Annotated in this window: 18 protein-coding genes; 6 read left to right on the top strand and 12 right to left on the bottom strand. The window is 60.4% G+C overall.

Annotated features, from left to right (window positions below):
• The first annotated feature begins 25 nt into the window (after positions 1–25).
• Positions 26–469: a hypothetical protein gene (locus ND528_RS18315; RefSeq protein ID WP_016772042.1), complete on the top strand. Its 444-nt coding sequence runs from the start codon at positions 26–28 to the stop codon at positions 467–469.
• A gap of 536 nt (positions 470–1,005) precedes the next feature.
• Positions 1,006–1,443, top strand: a complete 438-nt coding sequence (locus ND528_RS18305) for a hypothetical protein (RefSeq protein ID WP_041477579.1) — start codon at positions 1,006–1,008, stop codon at positions 1,441–1,443.
• A 103-nt stretch (positions 1,444–1,546) separates the two neighbouring features.
• Here ND528_RS18305 and ND528_RS18300 read toward each other — a convergent pair whose 3' ends face one another.
• The gene (locus ND528_RS18300; RefSeq protein WP_263470857.1) at positions 1,547–2,449 is read right to left on the bottom strand and encodes a LysR family transcriptional regulator; all 903 of its coding nucleotides are present in this window, start codon (positions 2,447–2,449) and stop codon (positions 1,547–1,549) included.
• Between the two features lie 151 nt (positions 2,450–2,600).
• On the opposite strand from ND528_RS18300, the gene ND528_RS18295 reads away from it, so the two are divergent.
• The 3 genes from ND528_RS18295 (at position 2,601) to ND528_RS18285 (ending at position 5,833) form a co-directional block, all read left to right on the top strand.
• On the top strand, positions 2,601–3,845 hold the full coding sequence (locus ND528_RS18295; protein ID WP_456239200.1) for an MFS transporter: 1,245 nt from the start codon (positions 2,601–2,603) through the stop codon (positions 3,843–3,845).
• A gap of 78 nt (positions 3,846–3,923) precedes the next feature.
• Complete coding sequence (locus ND528_RS18290) at positions 3,924–5,192, top strand: AAA family ATPase (protein WP_263470855.1); 1,269 nt, start codon at positions 3,924–3,926, stop codon at positions 5,190–5,192.
• Positions 5,189–5,833, top strand: coding sequence for a retron system putative HNH endonuclease (locus ND528_RS18285; RefSeq protein ID WP_125917444.1), 645 nt, complete (start codon positions 5,189–5,191; stop codon positions 5,831–5,833). The genes ND528_RS18290 and ND528_RS18285 overlap by 4 nt, the downstream gene beginning before the upstream one ends.
• Before the next feature lie 56 nt (positions 5,834–5,889).
• On the opposite strand, the gene hemE is transcribed toward ND528_RS18285, so the two are convergent.
• From hemE to ND528_RS18230, 11 genes are all read right to left on the bottom strand, one after another.
• Entirely contained in the window at positions 5,890–6,957 is a 1,068-nt protein-coding gene (hemE, locus tag ND528_RS18280; protein WP_016772044.1) for a uroporphyrinogen decarboxylase, read from the bottom strand.
• Between the two features lie 253 nt (positions 6,958–7,210).
• Positions 7,211–8,629, bottom strand: coding sequence for an FAD-dependent oxidoreductase (locus tag ND528_RS18275; protein ID WP_007909438.1), 1,419 nt, complete (start codon positions 8,627–8,629; stop codon positions 7,211–7,213).
• Between the two features lie 126 nt (positions 8,630–8,755).
• Complete coding sequence (gene gltB, locus ND528_RS18270; RefSeq protein WP_263470854.1) at positions 8,756–13,201, bottom strand: glutamate synthase large subunit; 4,446 nt, start codon at positions 13,199–13,201, stop codon at positions 8,756–8,758.
• A gap of 351 nt (positions 13,202–13,552) precedes the next feature.
• The gene (locus tag ND528_RS18265) at positions 13,553–15,139 is read right to left on the bottom strand and encodes an AAA family ATPase (RefSeq protein ID WP_039756683.1); all 1,587 of its coding nucleotides are present in this window, start codon (positions 15,137–15,139) and stop codon (positions 13,553–13,555) included.
• 10 nt (positions 15,140–15,149) lie between these two features.
• Positions 15,150–16,250: a 3-dehydroquinate synthase gene (aroB, locus tag ND528_RS18260; protein WP_263470853.1), complete on the bottom strand. Its 1,101-nt coding sequence runs from the start codon at positions 16,248–16,250 to the stop codon at positions 15,150–15,152.
• A gap of 152 nt (positions 16,251–16,402) precedes the next feature.
• Complete coding sequence (gene aroK / locus ND528_RS18255; RefSeq protein WP_024011270.1) at positions 16,403–16,921, bottom strand: shikimate kinase AroK; 519 nt, start codon at positions 16,919–16,921, stop codon at positions 16,403–16,405.
• A gap of 4 nt (positions 16,922–16,925) precedes the next feature.
• Positions 16,926–19,004: a type IV pilus secretin PilQ gene (gene pilQ / locus ND528_RS18250; RefSeq protein ID WP_122611068.1), complete on the bottom strand. Its 2,079-nt coding sequence runs from the start codon at positions 19,002–19,004 to the stop codon at positions 16,926–16,928.
• A 13-nt stretch (positions 19,005–19,017) separates the two neighbouring features.
• Positions 19,018–19,542, bottom strand: a complete 525-nt coding sequence (locus ND528_RS18245; protein ID WP_122611069.1) for a pilus assembly protein PilP — start codon at positions 19,540–19,542, stop codon at positions 19,018–19,020.
• Complete coding sequence (pilO, locus tag ND528_RS18240; RefSeq protein WP_137215140.1) at positions 19,539–20,162, bottom strand: type 4a pilus biogenesis protein PilO; 624 nt, start codon at positions 20,160–20,162, stop codon at positions 19,539–19,541. The genes ND528_RS18245 and pilO overlap by 4 nt, the downstream gene beginning before the upstream one ends.
• Positions 20,159–20,725 (bottom strand): PilN domain-containing protein, encoded by a 567-nt coding sequence (locus tag ND528_RS18235; RefSeq protein ID WP_110602598.1) that lies wholly within the window; start codon positions 20,723–20,725, stop codon positions 20,159–20,161. The genes pilO and ND528_RS18235 overlap by 4 nt, the downstream gene beginning before the upstream one ends.
• Positions 20,725–21,789 (bottom strand): pilus assembly protein PilM, encoded by a 1,065-nt coding sequence (locus tag ND528_RS18230; protein ID WP_130911780.1) that lies wholly within the window; start codon positions 21,787–21,789, stop codon positions 20,725–20,727. Before ND528_RS18230 ends, ND528_RS18235 begins: the two co-directional genes overlap by 1 nt.
• Positions 21,790–22,008: 219 nt before the next feature.
• On the opposite strand from ND528_RS18230, the gene ND528_RS18225 reads away from it, so the two are divergent.
• Positions 22,009–24,453: a penicillin-binding protein 1A gene (locus ND528_RS18225; RefSeq protein WP_408005044.1), complete on the top strand. Its 2,445-nt coding sequence runs from the start codon at positions 22,009–22,011 to the stop codon at positions 24,451–24,453.
• Positions 24,454–24,464: the final 11 nt, after the last annotated feature.

The raw sequence follows: 24,464 nt of genomic DNA, 5'->3' as shown, positions 1-24,464 counted from the left end.
ATCAATCCAGGTCAAGGAGACCTACATGCACTTCAACAAACTCGCCGCTGTCACCCTGCTGCTCTGCGCCCTGCCAGCGATCAGCCAGGCACGCGACACGGCGGTCTACCTGCCATTCGACAAAGCCGTCGCCGAAGCCACCCGCTCCGGCAAGATCGATGGCAGCGTGAAATTCTATCTGGCCGGCAACACCCCGGCCGGCAAAGTCACCGTGGTCAGCCCCGACGCCGTGACCAACAAGAAAACCAACGCCTTCAACAAGTCCGACGAAGTCGCCTGCGAATGGGTCGCCCAATCGGCAATCATCAGCCTGCACCAGGCCGCGAAAAACGCCGGCGCCAACGCCGTGACCAACATCGTCAGCTTCTACAAGCGCAACGAGCGCAAGGACGCGCAAACCTACGAATGCCACGCCGGCGCGATCATGGCGGGCGTTGCGTTGAAGGGTGATCTGGCGAAGGTTCAATAAACGCCAGAAACGACAAAGGGCGCCGTTTGGCGCCCTTTCACAGACAGGTTGGCTTGTCATCGCCGATTACCTGCCTGGCTCTGCGATGGCTGGTTGCCCAGGATCCTCAGAGTCTCACAAGCCCCTTTCGGGAACGCAGGCAGTATTGCTTGAAATGCATCGGCAGACAACGGCTGGCGTTTCGCCTCTCGGCGCCATATTCAGTGCCATCACAGTCCCACCAACAGACTATTGCTGCGGTGTTTACGCAGAACGACAACGGGCCTGACTTTCACCATCTCAGGCACTTCATAGCCTCTGAAATCGCAAATTAGCACGCTGCCCTCCTTGGGCTGGTATCGAAGAGGCATCCGTGGCACTCACTGGAAAAGAGGCGATTTTGCGCAAAAATCGAGCGTTCCCCTAAGGCAGATCCGTAACGGGAAATGTAGCTCTCTGCAATCCCCTCGCTCCCTTGCACCATCTACACTCGCTTAAGCAGGTCCCGGCTCAGTACCTGCCCTCGCAGTTCTCTTTCACCGTCAAAGGAGATGACCATGCAAGTGAAAGCCCTGATGGCCGCTGCGCTTATCGCCCTGCTGCCCAGTGCCAGCCATGCCACCAACCTCATGTACATGCCTTTCGAAACCGTGCTGTCGGACGCCATTCGCGCCGGTCGGCTGGATGGCAGTGTTAAGTTCTACCTGATCGGCAACGGGCCGCAGGGCACTCAGCAGTTGCTGCGCCAAGGGGTGGTCAGTGATTTGAAAACCAACGGCTTCAACAAGAGCGATCAGGCTTCGTGTGAATGGGTGTTGCAGTCGAATCTGATCAAATTGCAGGCTGATGCCAAGCGGGTCGGGGCGAATGCGGTTGTGAATATCGTCAGTTACTACGACCAGCGTGTACGCAAGGATTTGAATACGTACGAGTGCCGGGCAGGAGTTTTTGTTACCCGGGTGGCTTTGAAGGGGGATTTGGTGCGGTTGCCCTGAAATCTGTGATGTTTGGGCCGACGCCTTCGCGAGCAGGCTCGCTCCCACCTTGGAATGCGTTTCCCTGTGGGAGCGAGCCTGCTCGCGAAAGCGCCAGCGGCCTTCACACCGTCACAGGCTCAACCTTGCGCGTCAGCAGTTCGACAAACGCCTTGGCCATCGGTGATTTCTGATCTTTGCGCTGCACCAGCCACACCGCCGAAATCGCTTCGGGATCGAGCAACGGGCGGTAGACCACGCCGTCGATGCGCATGCGTTGGTAGGACGCTGGCAGCACCGATACACCCAAGCCCGCCGCCACCAGACCGATGATGGTCATCGCCTCGCCAGCCTCTTGGGCAAAGTGCGGGCTGAAGCCGGCGTCACGGGCCAGGCTCAACAGTTGTGCATAGAGCCCGCTGCCATAGCTGCGCGGGAAAAACACGAACGGCTCCAGCGCCAGCGCCGAGAGAAACAGGCCTTGGTCGCTGCCTTGGGCCAACGGATGCTTGGAACTGAGCACCGCCACCAATGGCTCGCGCATCAACTCCACAACACTCAGTGAATCCGGCAATCCGAGCGGGCGCATGATGCCGACTTCGATCGACTCGTCCACCAAGGCATCGGCGACCATGGTGCTGCTCATTTCGCGCAAATTCAGATGCACCGCCGGAAAGCGCTGACGAAAGGAAAAAATCGCCTGCGGAATCGTCGAATTGAACGGCGCCGACGAGGTGAAGCCAATCTTCAACTCACCCAGCTCGCCAAGTTGCGCACGGCGGGCAACATCCGCCGCCTTGTCGACTTGTGCCAGCACCAGCCGCGCCTCCTGCAGAAACAACCTGCCCGCCTCGCTCAATTCGACCCGACGATTGGTGCGCTCGAACAATCGCGCGCCGAGCTGTTGCTCCAGCGCCTGAATCTGCTGGCTCAGTGGTGGCTGGGAGATGCCCAGCACCTGTGCGGCCCGGCCAAAATGCAGTTCTTCGGCGACGGCGATGAAGTAACGCAGATGACGCAGTTCCATAGGATTACCATTAGGTCGCTGAAGCTATCAAACAGGTCGAACAATATATTGGATAGAAACATTAGCCAGCTATATGATTTTTTCATTGCCTGCCCGGCTGTGCTCTCCGAGGTCTGAAGTGAAAACTGCTGTCGCGCCCCTTGCCCACGAAATCCCGCCCGCAGCCGACGACGATGCCCTCGCCGAGCTGCAGGAGATCTACATCGAAAAAGGCACGCCGGCGTTCATGCGCACAGTGCTGGCGCTGTTCTGTGGCGGCTTTGCGACGTTCGCGCTGCTCTATTGCGTGCAACCGATGATGCCGCTGCTGTCCCACGAATACGGGATCAACGCGGCGCAGAGCAGTCTGATCCTTTCGGTGGCGACCGGCATGTTGGCCTTCGGTCTGCTGATCACCGGGCCGATTTCCGACCGCATCGGCCGTAAACCAGTGATGGTCGCCGCACTGTTCGCTGCCGCGTTGTGCACCATCGCCAGTTCGATGATGCCGAGCTGGCACGGCGTATTGATCATGCGCGCGCTGATCGGCCTGTCATTGAGCGGCCTGGCAGCGGTGGCGATGACCTATCTGAGCGAAGAAATCCATCCACAGCACATCGGCCTGGCAATGGGTTTGTACATCGGCGGCAACGCGATCGGCGGGATGAGCGGACGCTTGATCACCGGCGTGCTGATCGACTTCGTCAGCTGGCACACGGCGATGCTGGTGATCGGCGGTCTGGCGCTGGTCGCAGCGGCGGTGTTCTGGAAGATACTCCCGGAGTCGCGCAACTTCCGCGCTCGCTCGCTGCACCCGCGCAGCCTGCTCGACGGCTTCACCATGCACTTTCGCGACGCCGGCCTGCCGCTACTGTTTCTTGAAGCGTTTGTGCTGATGGGCGCGTTTGTCACGCTGTTCAACTACATCGGCTACCGCTTGCTGGCGGCGCCGTACAACCTCGATCAGGTATTTGTCGGATTGCTCTCGGTGGTGTATCTGTCGGGGATCTACAGCTCGGCGAAAATCGGTTCTTTGGCGGACAAGCTGGGGCGACGCAAAGTGCTCTGGGCGACCATTGCACTGATGTTCGCCGGACTGGCACTGACCATGTTCACCTCGTTGTTGCTGGTGATCGTCGGCATGCTGGTGTTCACCTTCGGCTTCTTCGCCGCGCACTCGGTGGCGAGCAGCTGGATCGGCCGGCGCGCGTTGACCGCCAAGGGTCAGGCGTCGTCGATGTATCTGTTCAGTTATTACGCCGGGTCGAGCATTGCCGGGACGGCGGGCGGGGTGTTCTGGCATCTGGGTGGGTGGAATGGCATCGGCCTGTTCATTGGTGCGTTGTTGCTGATTGCCCTGCTGGTGGCGTTGAAGCTGGCGAAGCTGCCGCCGCTCCCTGGGAGCGCAAAGGTTTAGCGACAACTGCGCCCTAGCGGTAATCGCACGCCAAGGTACACTGACGACATTCGTCTGCTTTGGTAAAGGGAAGCCAGAATGCGCCTGGACCGACTCCACATTAGGAATTTTCGTTGCTACGAAGATGCCACGTTTGACTTCCAGCCTGGGTTCAATCTGGTGGTGGGGGTCAATGGCAGCGGTAAGACGTCACTGCTCCAGGCCATTGCTGTTTCCTTCATCGAATTCGGCAACGCGGTAAAGCCGAGTCAGATCTCGATAAAAGACGAAGATATTCGCTTCGTCATTGACCGCTTTGAAAACAGAAGCCGTTTCGAACGGCAGTACCCGCTGCTGGTACAAGGGACGGGGGTGTTTTTTGGCGCAACCGAATGGATTCTGAAACGAGACGGAGATGGCTTTCCCCCACTCGTGAATTCAGCTTTCGAGGCTGAGTTGGTCAAGCTCAGGCAGAAGATCAACCTGGCCATGCCGGTCGATTTACCGATGCTGGCGTTCTATCGCTCCAATCGTCGCTGGCAAGGCGCAGGCGTATCAGCAGAGTTTGCAGCCAAACAACGCCTGTCGCGTTTTGATGGTTATGCAAACTGGTTCGATGCGGTGGCAGATCTCAGTGATTTCGAGAGCTGGTTGATCGGCAGAACACTGGAACGAATGCAGGATCTTCTGGATGCCAATCAACATTCTGCAGATTTCAACGACGAGCTGGTTTGGGTCAACAGTGCTATAGCTTGCGCAATTCCTCATGCACAAAATCTGCGCTATGACCTCAGGTTGCAAAGCTTGCTGATCGACATCGACCAGAAGACCATTCCCTTCAATCACCTCAGTGACGGTCAGCGCGGCATGATCGCGCTATTCACCGACATCGCCCGCCGTATGTGCATCCTCAACCCTCATATGGGCAAGGACGCCCTGAAGAATACATCAGGCGTGATCATCATTGATGAACTGGATATTCATCTGCATCCTGCGTGGCAACGCAGCATCGTTCCGGCATTGACGGCAGCGTTCCCCAATGTCCAGTTCATCGCCGCCAGTCACTCCCCGCAAATCATCGGCAGCTTGAAGCCCGAAGAGGTGATCGTCCTGCACGACGGCGAATCCTCACACCCTCGCGTTACCTATGGTCTGGACTCCAGCAGCGTGCTCGAAGAAGTCATGGGCGTTGAACAGCGCGAACCCGAGATTGAAAACCTGCTCTCGGAGCTTTTTTCAACCTTGGAGAACAACGACCTGCAAAGGGCGAAATCGCAGCTTGAGGCCCTGAAGAAGAAGGCTCCGGATCTTCCGGAGTTTGCCGGTGCAGAGGCACTGCTCAGGCGCAAGGAGATTCTTGGTAAATGAAGCGAGTGCTCAAAGGAACTGAACCCGCCTCATTCACAGACTGGAAAAGCTCGGCAAACGATGAATGGGTTCCAACCTATCCCGTTCTGCAAAACCCGCAAAAGCGAGAGCTACACGCGGCCTTGTTAGAGGAACAAGGATCACTCTGCTGTTATTGCGGCAGAGAGATAGAACCGGCTACCAGTCACATAGAACATTTTCGCCCTCAAGAGCACTTTGAAGCCCTTGCGCTGGACTACGAAAACCTTTTCGCGTCTTGTCTGCGCGAAACCAGACCCGGCAATCCACTGCATTGTGGACACCGCAAAGGCAACTGGTTTGAAGAAGCGTTGCACATATCTCCAATGGATGAGCAATGCGAACTGCGCTTCCGATATCTGCAAAATGGCGGAATTCAGCCCGCAGACACTGAAGACCTGCCAGCCGCCAAAATGATTGAAGTTCTAGCGCTCGATATTGCCTACCTGAACAACCGGCGCCGAGACACGATCCGTCGGCTGTTTGATGATGAATTCATCGCGAGCGTCAGCAATGAAGACCTTGAACGCCTCGTCACTGTGATTCGAGCGGCCAAAGCCTCGGATCAAAAGCCTTTCGACCACATCATCGCCCGCTACGCCGAGCAACTGCTCGGTCGTTAAGGTTTGTTCAAACAAAAACGCCCGGCATTGGCCGGGCGTTTTTTATTGGGCGCTGATCACTCGTGATACTGCGCCGACAGCTCATGCACCGCACGCAGGAACGCGCCGGCATGTTCCGGATCGACTTCCGGGGTGATGCCATGACCAAGGTTGAACACGTGGCCGCTGCCCTTGCCGTAGCTGGCGAGGATGCGCCCGACTTCAGTGCGGATCGCTTCCGGTTTGGCGTAGAGCACGGTCGGGTCCATGTTGCCTTGCAGCGCGACCTTGTCGCCGACACGGGCACGGGCGTTGCCGATGTCGCAGGTCCAGTCCAGACCGAGGGCGTCGGCGCCGGCTTCGGCGATGCTTTCCAGCCACAGGCCGCCGTTCTTGGTGAAGAGGATCACCGGCACTTTGCGTCCGTCGTTCTCGCGGATAAGGCCGCTGACGATTTTCTTCATGTAGGCCAGGGAGAATTCCTGATACGCCGCCGCCGACAGGTTGCCGCCCCAGGTATCGAAGATCTGCACCGCTTGTGCACCGGCCATGATCTGGCCGTTGAGGTACGAAGTCACCGATTGCGCCAATTTGTCGAGCAACAGGTGCATGGCTTGCGGGTTGTCGTAAAGCATCGCCTTGGTCTTGCGGAAGTCTTTTGACGAGCCGCCTTCAACCATGTAAGTCGCGAGGGTCCACGGGCTGCCGGAGAAACCGATCAGCGGCACACGGCCGTTGAGTTCGCGGCGGATGGTGCTGACCGCGTCCATCACGTAGCCGAGGTCTTTGTGCGGATCCGGGATCGGCAGGGCTTCGATGTCGGCCAGGGTGCTGACAACTTTTTTGAAGCGCGGGCCTTCACCGGTCTCGAAGTACAGGCCCTGGCCCATGGCATCGGGAATGGTGAGGATGTCGGAAAACAGGATCGCCGCGTCCAGTTGCGGGTAGCGGTCGAGCGGTTGCAGGGTGACTTCGCAGGCGAACTCCGGATTCATGCACAGGCTCATGAAGTCGCCGGCATGGGCGCGGCTGGCGCGGTACTCCGGCAGGTAGCGACCGGCCTGGCGCATCATCCACACAGGGGTGACGTCAACGGGTTGCTTGAGCAGGGCGCGGAGGAAACGGTCGTTCTTCAGGGCAGTCATGTCGGCATCCGGAAAAAAAGTGCGGGCATTTTCTCAGAGCGCGAGGCAAAAGGCACGGATGTGGGTCAGCCTTTTGTCTATCGGGTCAATTTGTCGCGCTGGAACACGATTTTCCGCAACACCCTAAAACAACTGTGGGAGCGAGCCTGCTCGCGAAGAGGCCGGCACATCCAACATTGAAGTTGGCTGACAGACCGCTTTCGCGAGCAGGCTCGCTCCCACAGGAGTATTGCGTTTGGCTCAGGCGCCGGGGTTAGACACCCAGGTAATCGAGGATGCCTTCAGCCGCATTGCGCCCTTCGAAGATCGCCGTCACCACCAGGTCAGAACCGCGCACCATGTCGCCACCGGCGAAGATTTTCGGGTTGCTGGTCTGGTGCTTGTACTGACCTTGCTCAGGCGCAACAACACGGCCCTGGCTGTCGGTCTGGATCTCGAACTGTTCGAACCACGGTGCCGGGCTCGGGCGGAAGCCGAAAGCGATGACCACGGCGTCGGCCGGGATGATCTCTTCGGAACCCGGGATCGGCTCGGGGCTGCGACGGCCACGGGCGTCCGGTTCGCCGAGACGGGTCTCGACCACTTTCACGCCTTCGACCTTGTCTTCACCGACAATGGCGATCGGCTGGCGGTTGTAGAGGAATTTCACGCCTTCTTCCTTGGCGTTCTTCACCTCTTTGCGCGAGCCGGGCATGTTCGCTTCGTCACGACGATAGGCACAGGTCACCGACTTGGCGCCCTGACGGATCGAGGTACGATTGCAGTCCATCGCCGTGTCGCCGCCGCCGAGCACCACAACCTTCTTGCCTTTCATGTCGACGAAATCTTCCGGCGACTTTTCAAAGCCCAGGTTGCGATTGACGTTGGCGATGAGGAAGTCCAGCGCGTCATAAACGCCCGGCAGATCTTCACCGGCAAAGCCGCCCTTCATGTAGGTGTAGGTGCCCATGCCCATGAACACCGCATCGTACTCGGCGAGCAGTTGTTCCATGGTCACGTCTTTGCCGACTTCGGTGTTGAGCCGGAACTCGATGCCCATGCCGGTGAAGACTTCGCGACGATTGCTCAGCACGGTCTTTTCCAGCTTGAACTCGGGGATGCCGAAGGTCAGCAGGCCACCGATTTCCGGGTTCTTGTCGAATACCACCGGAGTTACGCCGCCACGCACCAGCACGTCGGCACAACCCAGACCCGCCGGGCCTGCGCCGATGATCGCGACACGTTTGCCGGTCGGCTTGACCTTGGACATGTCCGGGCGCCAGCCCATGGCGAATGCGGTGTCGGTGATGTACTTCTCGACCGAACCGATGGTCACCGCGCCGAAGCCGTCGTTGAGGGTGCAGGCGCCCTCGCACAGACGATCCTGCGGGCACACCCGGCCGCAGACTTCCGGCAGGGTGTTGGTCTGGTGCGACAACTCGGCGGCCTGGAGGATGTTACCCTCGGCCACCAATTTGAGCCAGTTTGGAATGAAGTTGTGCACCGGGCACTTCCATTCGCAATACGGGTTGCCGCAACCCAGGCAGCGGTGGGCCTGATCGGCCGACTGCTGGGGTTTGAACGGTTCGTAGATTTCAACGAACTCTTTCTTGCGTTGACGCAACAGTTTCTTCTTCGGATCCTTGCGCCCGACATCGATGAACTGGAAGTCGTTATTCAGACGTTCAGCCATTACTAAAACCTCTTACACGACAGCTCCAAGCTACAAGCTTCAAGCTGCAAGAAAATCACATTAGTCCGGTACAACGCGTACTAGCTTCAGCTTGTCGCTTGAAGCTAGTGGCTTGCAGCTGCGTCGTTACTGCGGACTCGCACGAGTACTGGAGAGCAGAGATTTCAGACTCGCTGCCTTCGGTTTGACCAGCCAGAAACGACGCACGTAATCATCGAGGTTCTCGGCGAGTTCACGACCCCACTCGCTGTCGGTTTCGGCGACGTACTCGTTCAGCACGTTCTGCAGGTGGCTGCGGTAGGCTTCCATCGCCTCGCCGCTGATCCGCTGGATCTCCACCAGTTCGTGATTGACCCGGTCAACGAAGGTGTTGTCCTGATCGAGCACGTAGGCGAAACCACCGGTCATGCCAGAACCGAAGTTGTAACCGGTCTTGCCCAGCACGCAGACGAAACCACCGGTCATGTACTCGCAGCAGTGATCGCCAGTGCCTTCCACGACGGTGTGGGCACCGGAGTTACGCACGGCGAAACGCTCGCCTGCGGTGCCGGCGGCGAACAGCTTGCCGCCAGTGGCGCCGTACAGACAGGTGTTGCCGATGATGGCGCTTTCCTGAGTTTTATAGACGCTGCCCTTCGGCGGCACGATGACCAGCTTGCCGCCGGTCATGCCTTTGCCGACATAGTCGTTGGCATCGCCTTCGAGGTACATGTTCAGACCGCCGGCGTTCCACACGCCGAAGCTCTGCCCCGCCGTGCCTTTGAAACGGAAGGTGATCGGCGCCTTGGCCATACCCTGGTTGCCGTGCTTGCGCGCGATTTCGCCGGAGATCCGGGCGCCGATCGAACGGTCGCAGTTGCAGATATCCAGCTCAAACTCAGCACCGCTGAGGTCGTTGATCGCCGACGCGGCCAGCTCGACCATCTTCTCCGCCAGCAGACCTTTGTCGAACGGCGGGTTGCGCTCGACGCCGCAGAACTGCGGTTTGTCCGCCGGGATGTGATCGCTGCCCAACAGCGGGGTCAGGTCCAGGTGATGTTGCTTGGCGGTCTGGCCTTCGAGGATTTCCAGCAGATCGGTGCGACCGATCAGCTCTTCGAGGGAGCGCACGCCAAGCTTGGCCAACCACTCACGGGTTTCTTCGGCGACGTAGGTGAAGAAATTCACCACCATGTCGACGGTGCCGATGTAGTGATCCTTGCGCAGTTTCTCGTTCTGCGTCGCGACACCGGTGGCGCAGTTGTTCAGGTGGCAGATGCGCAGGTATTTGCAGCCCAGTGCGATCATCGGCGCGGTACCGAAGCCGAAGCTCTCGGCGCCGAGGATTGCGGCCTTGATCACGTCGAGGCCGGTTTTCAGGCCACCGTCGGTCTGCACCCGGACTTTGCCGCGCAGGTCGTTGCCGCGCAGGGTTTGGTGAGTTTCAGCCAGGCCGAGTTCCCACGGTGCGCCTGCGTATTTGATCGAGGTCAGCGGCGAAGCACCGGTGCCACCGTCGTAGCCGGAAATGGTGATCAAGTCCGCATAGGCCTTGGCCACACCGGCGGCGATGGTGCCAACGCCCGCTTCAGCTACGAGTTTCACCGAAACCAGCGCCTGCGGGTTGACCTGCTTGAGGTCAAAGATCAGTTGCGACAAGTCTTCGATCGAATAGATGTCGTGGTGCGGCGGGGGCGAAATCAGGGTCACACCCGGCACTGCGTAACGCAGCTTGGCGATCAGCCCGTTGACCTTGCCGCCCGGCAGCTGCCCGCCCTCGCCCGGCTTGGCGCCCTGCGCGACCTTGATCTGCAGCACTTCAGCGTTGACCAGGTATTCCGGAGTTACACCAAAACGGCCAGTCGCAACCTGCTTGATTTTCGAGCTCTTGATGGTGCCGTAACGCGCCGGATCTTCACCACCTTCGCCGGAGTTGGAACGCGCGCCGAGGCGGTTCATGGCTTCGGCCAGGGCTTCGTGAGCTTCCGGCGACAGTGCGCCCAGCGAGATGCCGGCGGAGTCGAAGCGCTTGAGCACCGACTCCAGCGGCTCGACTTCACTGATGTCCAGTGGCGTGTCGAGGGTCTTGACCTTGAACAGGTCGCGAATCATCGACACCGGACGGTTGTCCACCAGCGAGGTGTATTCCTTGAACTTGGCGTAGTCGCCCTGCTGCACAGCGGCTTGCAGAGTGTTGACCACGTCCGGGTTGTAGGCGTGATATTCGCCACCGTGGACGAACTTCAGCAGACCGCCCTGCTGGATCGGCTTGCGCGGACTCCAGGCTTCGACGGCGAGGGCTTTCTGCTCGGCTTCGATGTCGACGAAACGCGCGCCCTTGATGCGGCTTGGCACCCCACGGAAGCTCAGCTCGCAGACTTCTTCGGACAGGCCGATGGCTTCGAACAGCTGCGCACCACGGTACGAAGCGATGGTCGAGATACCCATCTTCGACAGGATCTTCAACAGGCCTTTGGTGATGCCCTTACGGTAGTTCTTGAACACCTCATAGAGGTCGCCCAGTACTTCACCGGTACGGATCAGGTCACCCAGCACTTCGTAGGCCAGGAACGGATAGACCGCCGAGGCGCCGAAACCGATCAGCACGGCGAAGTGGTGCGGGTCACGGGCGGTCGCGGATTCAACGAGGATGTTGGAATCGCAACGCAGGCCTTTCTCGGTCAGGCGGTGGTGCACGGCACCGGTCGCCAGCGAAGCGTGGATCGGCAGCTTGCCCGGGGCGATATGGCGGTCGCTCAGGACGATCTGGGTACGCCCCGCGCGCACGGCTTCTTCAGCCTGATCGGCAACGTTGCGGATCGCCGCTTCGAGGCCGAGGCTTTCGTCGTAGTTGAGGTCGATGATCGCCCGTTCGAAACCCGGACGGTCGAGGTTCATCAGCGAGCGCCACTTGGCCGGCGAGATCACTGGCGAGCTGAGGATCACGCGCGAGGCGTGTTCCGGCGACTCCTGGAAAATGTTGCGCTCGGCACCGAGGCAGATTTCCAGCGACATCACGATCGCTTCACGCAGCGGGTCGATCGGCGGGTTGGTGACCTGCGCGAACTGCTGACGGAAATAGTCGTACGGCGTGCGTACACGCTGGGACAGCACGGCCATTGGCGTGTCGTCGCCCATCGAGCCCACGGCTTCGTAGCCTTGCTCGCCGAGCGGACGCAGCACCTGATCACGCTCCTCGAACGTGACCTGATACATCTTCATGTACTGCTTGAGCTGATCGACGTCGTAGAAAGCCGAACCGTGGTCGTTGTCTTCCATGGTCGCCTGAATGCGCAGGGCATTCTTGCGCAGCCATTGCTTGTACGGATGACGGGATTTCAGACGGTTGTCGATCGCATCGGTATCGAGGATCTGCCCGGTCTCGGTGTCCACAGCGAAGATCTGGCCAGGGCCGACGCGACCCTTGGCGAGCACGTCTTCAGGCTGGTAGTTCCACACGCCGATTTCCGAGGCGAGAGTGATGAAACCGTTCTTGGTGGTGACCCAGCGCGCCGGGCGCAGACCGTTACGGTCGAGCAGGCACACCGCGTAGCGACCGTCGGTCATTACCACGCCGGCCGGGCCGTCCCACGGCTCCATGTGCATCGAGTTGTACTCGTAGAACGCACGCAGATCCGGGTCCATGGTTTCGACGTTCTGCCACGCAGGCGGAATGATCATGCGCACGCCACGGAACAGGTCGATGCCACCGGTGACCATCAGTTCGAGCATGTTGTCCATGCTCGAGGAGTCGGAACCGACACGGTTGACCAGCGGGCCGAGTTCTTCCAGATCCATCAGATCGTTGGTGAACTTGGTCCGCCGGGCCTGCGCCCAGTTGCGGTTACCGGTGATGGTGTTGATCTCGCCGTTGTGGGCGAGGAAGCGGAACGGCTGCGCCAGCGGCCATTTCGGCAGGGTGTTGGTAGAGAAGCGCTGGTGGAACACGCAGATTGCGGTTTGCAGGCGCTCGTCACTCAGGTCTGGATAGAACGCGGCCAGGTCGGCCGGCATCATCAGGCCTTTATAGATGATGGTCTTGTGCGAAAAGCTGCAGATGTAGTGGTCGGTGTCAGCGGCGTTGGCCACCGACGAACGGCGACGGGCGCTGAACAGCTTCACGGCCATGTCCTGATCGCTCAGGCCTTCGCCGCCGATGTAGACCTGCTCGATCTGCGGCAGGCGTTCAAGGGCGAGGCGGCCGAGGACGCTGGTGTCGATCGGCACTTTGCGCCAGCCGATCAGTTGCAGGCCTTCGGCGAGGATCTCGCGGTTCATGTTCTCGCGAGCGGCTTCGGCCTTGGCCGGATCCTGATTGAAGAACACCATGCCCACGGCATATTGCTTGGGCATTTCGACGCCGAAGCTTTCCCGGGCAATGGCTCGCAGGAAGGCGTCGGGTTTTTGAATCAGCAGACCGCAACCGTCACCGGTCTTGCCGTCGGCATTAATCCCACCGCGGTGGGTCATGCAGGTCAGGGCCTCGATGGCCGTTTGCAAAAGGGTATGACTGGGCTCGCCCTGCATATGAGCTATCAGGCCGAAACCGCAGTTATCCTTGAATTCATCTGGTTGGTACAGACCTGCTTTCATAGACACTTTCTCACCAGGCTGCCTCTATTCGAGGCAAATTTCTTTTCAATTCAACCACTTGCGATCCGCGCCGAACGTACGCCGGCTTAGCGGGGGCAAAAGGGTGGTCATTGTACACAGCGACACAGAGGCTCACAAATTTGACGACGAACTGTCGCAAATTCATGTCGCATTTGTGAAAGGTTTAAAACGATCTGCTGTGCTAGTCAAAACTTTTTTAAATTCTGACCGCAACGACTCAAAAACTACTGTGACGCAGACACCACAAGGCACGCATCCTTTTCAGAAAGCGCGCACTTATGGAGATTTTGAGGTGCCGGGAGAGGCGGCCTGGGTAAGGCCGCCGAATCTTCAGCGAGTTGTTGCCAGTTCCTGTTGGACGCTGGCGACAGTGCGAGGCCAAGGTTTACCAGCCTGAACCTTCGCTGGCAAGGCCTTGATGGCAGAAACGGCCGCATCACGATTGGCGAAGTTGCCGTAGGTGATCACGTAAAGCGGCTTGCCGTTGAGGACTTTCTTGAAATAACGGTACTCGCCGCCCTGCTCCTTGACGAAGTTCTGCGCGGCGGTTTCCGAGCTGGTACCGAGGATCTGCACCACGTAGTTGCTGGTCGGCTGACCGGCGTACCAGCTGCCACCGGCGGCTTTGGCCACGGTGACTGGCTTGTCGGCAGGCTTGGCCGGAGCAGGAGCCGGTTTCGCGGCTGGCGCCGGAGTGGCCGGAGCAGGCTTGGCTGTGGCGATCTGCGTCGGCGCCGGGGTTGGTGCCGGTTTGGCGGCAGGGGTCGGGACCGGTGTCGGCGCAGGACCGGCCGGAACGCCAGCAGGCGGCGCGGAGGTGGTTACGGTCGGCGGCGTATCGCTGGAGCCTTCCAGCGGCACGCCGTCGTCGCCTTCGGTGATGCCACCGGCGGCTTCCGCCAGCGGGCCACGCATGACCGGCTGCGAGTTGCCGACCAATGGCAGCGGCATCGGCTGGGTGTTGCCGGCGAATTCGACGGACGGGTTGGCGCCATTCGCTGCGCCCTGACCCAATGGCAGTTGCGCCTGTTCATTGGCCGGAGCACCGGTGGTCGGTGCCTTGCTGCGACCCGGCATCAGCCAGGCGGCGGCAACCGCGACCACAACGACGGCGGAAATCGCCAATACGTGTTTCTTCGGCATGTTGAACCCCATACTTGGACGCTTGACCGCGGAGCGGCTGGCAATCATGACTTCGATCAGTGCATCGCGAGCGACCTGGTTGATGTTGCCTGGCCAGCCCTCGGAGCTTTCGTGAATATCAGAGATCTGATCTGCGGTGAAAAGTTCGACACCCCGACCCGCGCCTTCCAGCCGCTGGTCGAGATATTCGCGGGTCTCTTCTTCGGTGTACGGCTGCAATTCGATGACATGGAAACGCTCTTCTTCGAGCTGCAACGCCTCGAGCTGAGCGATCAGCGACGACTCGCCGAACAGGAACACATGCGGACGACCTTCCGGCGTGCCGGCGCCGAGCGCCATCAACGCTTCCAGCGCGGACTCGTCGAGCTGCTCGGCATCGTCCACCAGCAGATAGACTTCCTGCCCGGTCAGACCCAGTTGCACCACCTGCTCGAGAATCGCACCGACCTCTGCCTGAGCGACATCCAGCGCCTGCGCCACCTGGCGCAGCACGCCGGCCGCATCACCGGCGCCACGGGCGGAAACCACCACGCTTTGCACCGATTGCTTGTTGGTACTGGCAACGAGCGCCTGCCGCAGCAGGGTCTTGCCGCTGCCTTGCGGGCCGGTGACCACCAGCAGCAACTGGCTGTAGCGCGCCAGGTGATGCAGTTGACCCAGCACCGGTTTGCGCTGGGCCGGGAAGAATTTGAAGCCCGGCACCCGTGGCGCGAACGGGTCGTGACTTAACTGGAAATGGCCGAGAAACGCCTCGTCGGCATGCAAACTAGTCATCGGAATCGTTTTAACCTTTAAGCTGAGCCAGGGCGCGGTAATCCGCTCCCAGCGTGGCCTGTAGAACCTCTTTCGGATAATCGTCGGTCACTACCGCTTCGCCCATCCGGCGCAGCAGCACCAGGCGCAGACGACCGTCGATCACTTTTTTATCAATTGCCATGTGTTGGAGAAAATCGGCTTCGCTCATCTCTTCAGGCGGAACGACCGGCAAGCCGGCACGCTGGAACAGACGAATGCCGCGATCACGCTCCTGCTCGCTGATCCAGCCCAGGCGCGCGGACATTTCCAGCGCCATCACCGTGCCCGCCGCCACCGCCTCGCCATGCAGCCAGACACCATAGCCCATGTGGGTTTCGATGGCGTGGCCGAAGGTGTGGCCGAGGTTGAGCGTGGCGCGCACGCCGGTTTCCTTTTCATCGGCACCGACCACCGCAGCCTTGGCCGCGCAGGAACGCTCGATCGCATAGGTCAGCGCGGTCTGATCCAGCGCACGCAGGGCATCGACGTTTTCCTCGAGCCAGGTCAGGAACGGCTCGTCGCAGATCAGGCCGTACTTGATGACTTCCGCCAGGCCCGCCGACAACTCGCGCTGCGGCAGGGTTTTCAGCGATGCGGTATCGATCAGCACCACGTTCGGCTGATAGAACGCGCCGACCATGTTCTTGCCCAGCGGATGGTTGATGCCGGTCTTGCCGCCGACCGAGGAGTCGACCTGCGACAACAGCGTGGTAGGAATCTGAATGAAATCGACACCGCGCTGATAACAGGCGGCCGCGAAACCGGCCATGTCGCCGATCACCCCGCCGCCCAAGGCGATCACGGTGGTGCGGCGGTCATGACGGGCGGTCAGCAGACCATCGAAAATCAGTTGCAGGGTTTCCCAGTTCTTGAAGGCTTCGCCATCAGGCAACACCACCGAGATCACCGAGAACTGCGCAAGGCTGCGGGTCAGACGTTCGAGATAGAGCGGCGCGACGGTTTCGTTGGAGATGATTGCCACCTGCCGCCCGTGGATATGCGGCGCCAGCAGTTCCGGCTGATCCAACAGACCTTCGCCAATATGAATCGGGTAGCTGCGCTCGCCTAGATCGACCTTGAGTGTCTGCATGTGTCCCCACAGTGAAGATGGAAGCAGGCATCCTGCCCTGAAATTATTGGTGTTCTGCGGCCTGTAGCGGTATGACGCCGCTCGCCCGGCATCCGCCACACCCTCGGCGGACGCTGACAGGACGCCGAGGATAGCGCATTTCGGACGATGCTTTAACGGGGCGGCAACTGCGCGAGGCGGTCGAGAATGTCGAGCACCACCATGCGTGGCGGCCGCTCGTCGGTTTCCACCACCAGATCGGCAATTTCCCGATAAAGCGGATCACGGATCTCGAGCAGGTCGCGCAGGGTTTTCGCCGGATCGGCGGTACGCAGCAGCGGCCGATTGCGATCACGGGAGGTGCGGCCGACCTGCTGCTCGACGGAGGCGTGCAGATACACCACGCGCCCGCCTTCATGCAGGGCCTTGCGATTGGCATCACGCATCACTGCGCCGCCGCCGGTCGCCAGCACCACGCCATCGAACGCGCATAGCTCGGCGATCATCGCCTGCTCACGGTCACGAAAGCCGGGCTCGCCTTCCTTGTCGAAGATCCATGGGATATTGGCACCCGTGCGCAGCTCAATTTCCTTGTCGGAATCCTTGAACGGCAGGCGCAGCTCTTTGGCCAGCAATCGGCCGATGGTGCTTTTGCCAGCACCCATCGGTCCTACAAGTATCAAATTTCGCACAGAATCAACGACTCACAGCAATCGCCTGGTTATTCATGATACGCGGAGTGAGAAATACCAGCAGCTCGGATTTTTTCTCCGAAACCACATCACGCCGGAAAAGGCGGCCAAGATACGGCACATCGCCAAGAAATGGCACCTTATCTACGACCTTGCTTTGAGTATTTGAAAAAACACCGCCGATTACGATGGTCTCGCCGTCATTTACCAGCACTTTGGCGTTGACCTCGTTTTTCTTGATCGGCGGCACATCCTGCACTTTGTTCAGGTAGTCCGGCTCATCCTTGGTGACCTTGACCTCCATGATGATGCGGTTGTCCGGGGTGATCTGCGGAGTGACTTCCAGCGACAGCGAGGCCTCCTTGAACGACACCGAGGTCGCGCCGCTGGAGCTGGCCTCCTGATAGGGAATCTCGGTGCCTTTGAGGATTTTTGCGGTTTCCTTGTCCGAGGTGACCACCTTCGGCTGCGAGACGATTTCACCGTTGCCGGTCTTTTCCATCGCCGTCAGTTCGAGATCCAGCAGCACGTTGTCGGTGATGAATGCGATGCCGATCCCCGAAGTGTTATTGACCGTGCCCATGTCGACGAACGGCGAGTTGGTGCCGGTACTGCCCGGCGTACCGATGGTGCTCGACGAGCCATTGACCCCGGAGGCGTTCCAGTTGCCCTTGTTCTGCACCGAACCGCCCCAGCGCACGCCCAGGCTCTTGTCGTAGTCGACGTTGGCCTCAACGATGCGCGCCTCGATCATCACCTGGCGTACCGGAATATCCAGCTGCGCGACGATCCGCCGGAGTTCGTCGAGGCGATCCTGGGTCTGGTAGGCAATGATGTTGTTGGTTCGCTCATCGACGGTAATCGAACCGCGCTCGTCGACCTTCGCCTCGGCACTGGTCACCGACTGGAACAACTTGGCGATGTCCGCTGCCTTGGCGTAATTGACTTGCAGCAACTCGCGACGCAGGGGCGCCAGCTCGGCGATCTGCTTCTGCGATTCCAGTTCCTGACGCTCGCGAGCGGCAATTTCATCGGCCGGCGCGACCAGCAGCACATTGCCGATCTTGCGCTTGTCCAGGCCCTTGGTTTTCAACACCAGATCCAGCGCCTGATCCCACGGCACGTTCTGCAGGCGCAAGGTGATACCGCCCTGCACCGTATCGCTTGCTACGAGGTTGAGGTTGGTGAAGTCCGCGATCAGTTGCAGCACCGAGCGCACGTCGATGTCCTGAAAATTCAGCGAGAGCTTGTCGCCGACATAGGCCTGACGGTCGGCGTTGCGCTTTTGCAGGTCGTCGATGCTCATCGGCCGCACGCTGACGGTGAGCTTGTTGTCGGTCTGAAACGTGGAGTAGTCGAAGGTGCCGCTGGGCTCGACGCTGATGACGGTGCGATCGCCGGTGAGCGCGGCGTTGACGAACTGCACCGGCGTGGCGAAGTCCTTGACGTCCAGGCGCACGCGCAGCTTTTCCGGTAATTGCGTGCGGGCGAAGCTGAGGATGATCTTGCCATCGTGCTCCTGGATATCCGGGGCGATGGTCGGATCAGAGAGGTCGATGACTACGTTGCCCTCGCCCTCGGTGCCGCGCTGGAAATCGACGCCGCGAATCGCCCTGCTGCGTTGCGCGGCTGGTCTGGCAGGTGCGGCAGCGGCCGTGGCGGCACGCGGTGCAACGGCAGCCGGGCGCGGCGCAGTCGCGGAAGCGCCCTGACCGACCACCACAAACAGATTATTGCCCTCGACCCGCGTGCTGTACGGCGCCAATTGCGTCAGGCTGACAATCAGACGCGTGCGATCCTTGGCTTCGGCCACCGTGGCCGTGCGCGCGTTGCCGCTGCCCAGATCAAGATTCCTGTTGGCCAACTGGCTGGTCACGCCCGGCAGATCCAGTGCAATACGCGCCGGCGATTCGGTGGTGTAGCCCTTGGGCTGCGGTGGCGGTCCGTCGAACGACAGCTTCAGTTCGACACGGTCACCCGGCAGCGCGGCAACATCCAGCGCTTTCAGACTGGCCGCCATTACCATCGGTGACACCAGCGCTATCCATAGCGAAAAACCGAGGGTGGAGAAAATCCTGTTCATTGTTCGACTTCCACTATGAGTGCTCTTTCAAAGGAATGGTGCGCGGCCGCTCCAGCCAGGCGCCGGCGCCGTCGGGCACGATCTCGACGACATCGACCTGGGTCGCGCTGATGGCGACGATGCGGCCGTCGTTGCGGCCCAGGTAGTCGCCGACCTTGAGACGATGCACCCCGCCTGCGCCGCGCAGCAGCGCGAACGAGCCCGAGGCATTGGCGATCGTGCCAACCATTTCGAACTGCTCGATATTGAACCCTTCAAGGTATTGCTTGACGCGGTTGGGGTCGGGTTTGACGTTGCGCGACCCATGCTTCTGCCCGGCCAGATCGACCCGCGCCTGCCGCGAAAACGGACTGCGCAGGTTGGCGGCGCTGTAAGTGAATGTGGGGTAAGACCGGAATGTCGGCGTTGGTTCAATCTTGCCCGCCGGGCGCAGGCGCACTTCGTTGAGGTAAGCATCGAGGTCGCTGAAGTCATCGCCGCCACCGCAGCCGCTCAACGCAAGCATCATGGGCAGGACGAGATAACGAATCGGGGTCATTTCTCCAGCCCCTTGTCGTTATAGCGGTACGTCTTGGCAAGAATACTCATGCGCAGCTTCGTCCCGCCCTCGGGATTGGCCGGAGCCAGTTCGAAATCGTGCAGAGTGACAATCCGTGGCAGGCCGGCGACGCCGCTGACGAAGGTCGCGAGGTCGTGATAGGCACCGGTTACGGTGATCTGGATCGGCAGTTCGATGTAGAACGGCTGGGTCACTTCCGGCAGCAGCTTGATTTCCTCGAATTCCAGGCCGCTGCCCAGACCAGTGCGGGTGATATCTTCGAGCAGGCCCGGCACTTCGGTGTCGCTGGGCAATTGCCGCAGCAGCACGCCGAAGGTGTTTTCCATTTCCTTCATTTGCTGGGTATAGAGCTCAAGGTTCGCCGACAGCCGCGCCTTGCTGGCGAATTGTTCCTTGAGGGTGATTTCTTCTTCGCGCTTGAGGTCGAGCTGATTTTCCATATCGCTGATAAAGAAGTAATAGCCAAGCGCGAGGATCAACACCATCACCAGCGCACCGCACAGGGTTTTCACTGCCGGTGGCCAGGAGCCGATGTTGCTGGTGTCGAGGTCGTTGAAATCGATGTTGCGCAGGCCCTGCAGCCACTCGGAGGCTTTCATTGCTCGTCCTCCACAACCTTGGGCTGGGTCTGACGAACGGTCAGCTGGAAGATGTTGGCCTGCTCTACCTGATCGGCGCTGGTGGCCTTGACCTCATTCAGGCTCGGCGCGTCGAACCAGTCGGACGCATCGAGATTGCGCATCAGCTCGGAGACCCGGTTGTTCGACTCCGCCGCGCCACTGATGGACAGGGTCTTGCCGGCCATTTTCACATCGGTGAAATACACGCCGTCCGGCAACGTGCGTGCCAACTGATCGAAGATTCGCCCGCTGATCTGCCGGTTGCCCTGCAGGTCCTGGATGATGCGCATGCGCTCGACCAATTGCTGGCGGCGCGCCTTGAGCTCGCTGATCTGCTTGATGCGTTCGTCGACCACGGCAATCTGTTTGCCGATGTAATCGTTGCGCGCCATTTGCCGCTCGATGGCCGCAGTGATGATCTGGTCAGCAATCAGCACCGCGCCGATCGAGCCGGCCAGCACGCCGATCAGGACCAGCAGAAAGCGCTTGCGCCGTTCTTCGCGGCGCTCCTCGCGCCAGGGGAGAAGGTTGATCCGCGCCATCAGTCGAAACTCCTGAGCGCGAGCCCGCAGGCAATCATCAAGGCTGGCGCGTCGCTGGCCAGCGCTCCCGCGTTGACCTTGCTGCCCAAGGCCATGTCGGCGAACGGGTTGGCGACCTGCGTCGGCGTGTCCAGACGCTGTTCGATCAGACGGTCCAGGCCGGGTACCGAGGCGGTGCCGCCGGCCAGCAGGATATGGTCGACCGCGTTGTACTGGCCGGAGGCGAAGAAGAACTGCAGCGAACGCGAGACTTGCTGCACCAGCGCCTCGCGAAATGGCTGCAAGACCTCGCTGACGTAATCGTCAGGCAGCCCGCCCTGCTTTTTCGCCAGCCCCGCCTGTTCGATGGTCAGGCCGTAGCGGCGCTGGATCTCTTCGGTGAGCTGGCGTCCGCCGAACAATTGCTCGCGGGTGTAAATGATCTTGCCGTTGTGCAGGACGCTGAGGGTGGTCATGGTCGCGCCAATGTCGACCACCGCCACGGTCAGGCGCTCCTGGGAGGCCGCCAGATGCGTCGCCAGCAGGCCGAACGAGCGCTCGAGGGCGTAGGCCTCGACATCCACCACCCGCGCGGTCAGGCCGGCGAGCGCCAGCGCCGCTTCTCGTACCTCGACGTTTTCCTTGCGACAGGCGGCGAGCAGCACGTTGACCCGTTCCGGGTTGCGCGGCGAGACGCCTTGGACTTCAAAGTCGATGGCGACTTCGTCCAGCGGATAAGGAATGTATTGGTCGGCCTCGATCTTGAGCTGGTTTTCCAGTTCGTCGTCGGACAGCCCGGCGTCCATCTCGATGACCTTGGTGATCACCGCCGAACCCGCCACTGCCACCGCCACGCTCTTGACCCCGGTACGCGCCTTGACCAGCAGGCGGCTCAGTGCCTGGCCAACGCCCTCGAGTTCGGCGATGTTCTTTTCGACCACAGCGTTCGCCGGCAACGGCTCCACCGCGTAGGCCTCGACCCGGTAGCGCTCGCCCTGACGGCTCAGTTCCAGCAGCTTCACCGACGTGGAGCTGATGTCGATCCCCAGTAACGCATTGGTCTTTTTATTGAAGAGTCCCAGCACTACCAATTCCCTATGACTTTCCGTGAGTTACGGACTCTGTAATACGCATTGCGTTCCTTCACCCCCGTCTTGACAGAAGCGCCAATGACGCCTCCGACGGAAAAGTGCTTATAATGCCCAGCGATTTTTTCCGCTTTTTACTGCCCGCGCGGATGGCTCTGTGTGTAACCGCAGCCCCGTGCCAAATTCATTCTTTGCCCTGGATGTCCAAAAGCCTTGATTCGTCTGCTGAAATTTTTCGGTTGGTCCATCGTCGCCGTTTTCTGCGGACTGCTCTTAGGTCTCAGCGGCGCCTTTCTTTACCTTAGTCCGGGTTTGCCGTCTGTGGAGGCGCTGAGAAGCATTCAGTTGCAGATTCCTCTGCGCGTGTACAGCAGCGACAACAAGTTGATCGCAGAATTTGGCGAAATGCGCCGTACGCCGATCCGTTTCGCCGACATTCCGCCCAATTTCATCAATGCGTTACTAAGTGCTGAAGACGACAATTTTGCCAATCACTATGGCGTCGATCCGAGCAGCCTGATGCGTGCGGCAACGCAATTGGTCAAGAGCGGGCACATTCAGTCCGGCGGCAGCACCATCACCATGCAGGTGGCGAAGAACTTCTTCCTCACCAGCGAGCGCAGCTTTTCGCGCAAAACCACGGAAATCCTGCTGGCCCTGCAGATCGAACGGCAGCTGACCAAGGACGAAATCCTGGAGCTGTACGTCAACAAGATTTACCTGGGCAACCGCGCCTACGGCATCGAGGCGGCGGCGCAGGTGTATTACGGCAAATCGATCCGTGACATCAGCCTGGCGCAGATGGCGATGATCGCCGGTCTGCCAAAAGCTCCGTCGCGCTTCAACCCGCTGGCCAACCCGGCACGCAGCAAAGAACGCCGCGACTGGATCCTCGGGCGCATGTACAAGCTGGGCAAGATCAGCGAAGCCGACTACACCGCGGCGATCAACGAGCCGCTGAACGCCAGCTACCACGTGCCGACCCCGGAAGTGAACGCACCGTACATCGCCGAAATGGCCCGTGCCGAAATGGTCGGTCGTTATGGCAGCGAGGCCTACACCGAAGGCTTCCGTGTCACCACCACGGTGCCAAGCAATCTGCAGGAAATGGCCAACACCGCACTGCACGAAGGCTTGATGACTTACGACCAGCGCCACGGCTACCGTGGCCCCGAGTCGCGCCTGCCGGGCAAGACCCGCGAAGCGTGGGCCAGCGAACTGACCAAGCAGCGCACCATCAGCAGTCTCGAACCTGCGATCGTCACCCAGGTCGATAAAACCGGCCTGCAGGTGTTGACCCGCACCGGTGAAGAACACGTTGCCTGGGACACGATGAAATGGGCGCGACCGTTCCTCAATACCAACAGCATGGGCGCCAACCCGCGCCAGCCGTCGGATGTCGCGCAGGTCGGTGATCTGATCCGCGTGCAGCGCCAGACCGACAATTCGCTGAAATTCAGCCAGATTCCACAGGCTCAGGGCGCACTGGTGTCGCTGGATCCGCAGAACGGCGCGATCCGTTCGCTGGTGGGTGGCTTCGCTTTCGAGCAGAGCAACTACAACCGCGCCATGCAGGCCAAGCGTCAGCCTGGTTCGAGCTTCAAGCCGTTCGTTTACAGTGCCGCGCTGGATAATGGCTACACCGCTGCCAGCCTGGTCAACGATGCGCCGATCGTGTTCGTCGACGAGTACCTGGACAAGGTCTGGCGCCCGAAGAACGACACCAACACCTTCCTCGGCCCGATCCGCCTGCGTGAAGCGCTGTACAAGTCGCGCAACCTGGTGTCGATCCGCCTGTTGCAGGCCATGGGCGTGGGCAAGACCATCGACTACATCACCCGCTTCGGCTTCAACAAGCAGGACCTGCCGCCGAACCTGTCGCTGGCACTCGGCACCGCAACGCTGACACCAATGGAAATCGCCACTGGCTGGAGCACTTTCGCCAACGGCGGCTACAAGATCACCCCGTACATCATCGACAAGATCGAAAGCCGTAACGGCGACACGCTGTTCATCGCCAACCCGCCGACCGTGCCACAGGGTGGTTCGGCGACCGACGGTATCGCTGCGCCGGCTACCGAGTCGTTCACGGTCAACGCCACACCAGTTGCCGGTGAAGCGCCCGGCAATCCGGCAGTGCCGCAAGCGCCGGCCGTGGCCGAGCGGATTGTCGATGGACGTACCACCTACATCCTCAACAGCATGCTGCAGGACGTAATCAAACTCGGCACCGGCCGCCGTGCACTGGCCATGGGCCGCAGCGACATCGCCGGCAAGACCGGTACCACCAACGAATCGAAAGATGCCTGGTTCTCCGGTTACAACGCTGATTACGTAACCACCGTGTGGACCGGTTTCGACCAGCCGGAAAGCCTCGGTCGCCGTGAGTTCGGCGGCACCGTGGCGCTGCCGATCTGGATGAATTACATGTCGGCCGCGCTGAAAGACAAGCCGCCACATGTGCAGCCTGAGCCGGAAGGTCTGCTCAGCCTGCGGGTGGATCCGGTCAGCGGCCGTGCAGCGACGCCGAGCACACCGGGGGCGTACTTCGAACTGTTCAAGGCCGAAGACACGCCGCCATCGGTGAACGAGCTGGGCAACGGCGTTGTGCCAGGCAGCCCGCTGCCGGCGGATGAACAGGCGCCGATTGATCTGTTCTAGGGGAGCAGCTG

It is taken from the genome of Pseudomonas mercuritolerans, assembly GCF_025706525.1.
In the GTDB taxonomy this organism is placed as follows: Bacteria; Pseudomonadota; Gammaproteobacteria; order Pseudomonadales; family Pseudomonadaceae; genus Aquipseudomonas; species Aquipseudomonas mercuritolerans.
Note: the sequence above shows the minus strand (reverse complement) of the source record. Positions and strands in the feature narration are given on the sequence as shown.

Coding starts and splice junctions, on each gene's coding strand:
- ND528_RS18315 (WP_016772042.1), top strand. CDS start 26: ATGCACTTCAACAAACTCGCCGCTGTCACCCTGCTGCTCTGCGCCCTG.
- ND528_RS18305 (WP_041477579.1), top strand. CDS start 1,006: ATGCAAGTGAAAGCCCTGATGGCCGCTGCGCTTATCGCCCTGCTGCCC.
- ND528_RS18300 (WP_263470857.1), bottom strand. CDS start 2,449: ATGGAACTGCGTCATCTGCGTTACTTCATCGCCGTCGCCGAAGAACTG.
- ND528_RS18290 (WP_263470855.1), top strand. CDS start 3,924: ATGCGCCTGGACCGACTCCACATTAGGAATTTTCGTTGCTACGAAGAT.
- ND528_RS18285 (WP_125917444.1), top strand. CDS start 5,189: ATGAAGCGAGTGCTCAAAGGAACTGAACCCGCCTCATTCACAGACTGG.
- hemE (WP_016772044.1), bottom strand. CDS start 6,957: ATGACTGCCCTGAAGAACGACCGTTTCCTCCGCGCCCTGCTCAAGCAA.
- ND528_RS18275 (WP_007909438.1), bottom strand. CDS start 8,629: ATGGCTGAACGTCTGAATAACGACTTCCAGTTCATCGATGTCGGGCGC.
- gltB (WP_263470854.1), bottom strand. CDS start 13,201: ATGAAAGCAGGTCTGTACCAACCAGATGAATTCAAGGATAACTGCGGT.
- ND528_RS18265 (WP_039756683.1), bottom strand. CDS start 15,139: ATGACTAGTTTGCATGCCGACGAGGCGTTTCTCGGCCATTTCCAGTTA.
- aroB (WP_263470853.1), bottom strand. CDS start 16,250: ATGCAGACACTCAAGGTCGATCTAGGCGAGCGCAGCTACCCGATTCAT.
- pilQ (WP_122611068.1), bottom strand. CDS start 19,004: ATGAACAGGATTTTCTCCACCCTCGGTTTTTCGCTATGGATAGCGCTG.
- ND528_RS18245 (WP_122611069.1), bottom strand. CDS start 19,542: ATGACCCCGATTCGTTATCTCGTCCTGCCCATGATGCTTGCGTTGAGC.
- pilO (WP_137215140.1), bottom strand. CDS start 20,162: ATGAAAGCCTCCGAGTGGCTGCAGGGCCTGCGCAACATCGATTTCAAC.
- ND528_RS18235 (WP_110602598.1), bottom strand. CDS start 20,725: ATGGCGCGGATCAACCTTCTCCCCTGGCGCGAGGAGCGCCGCGAAGAA.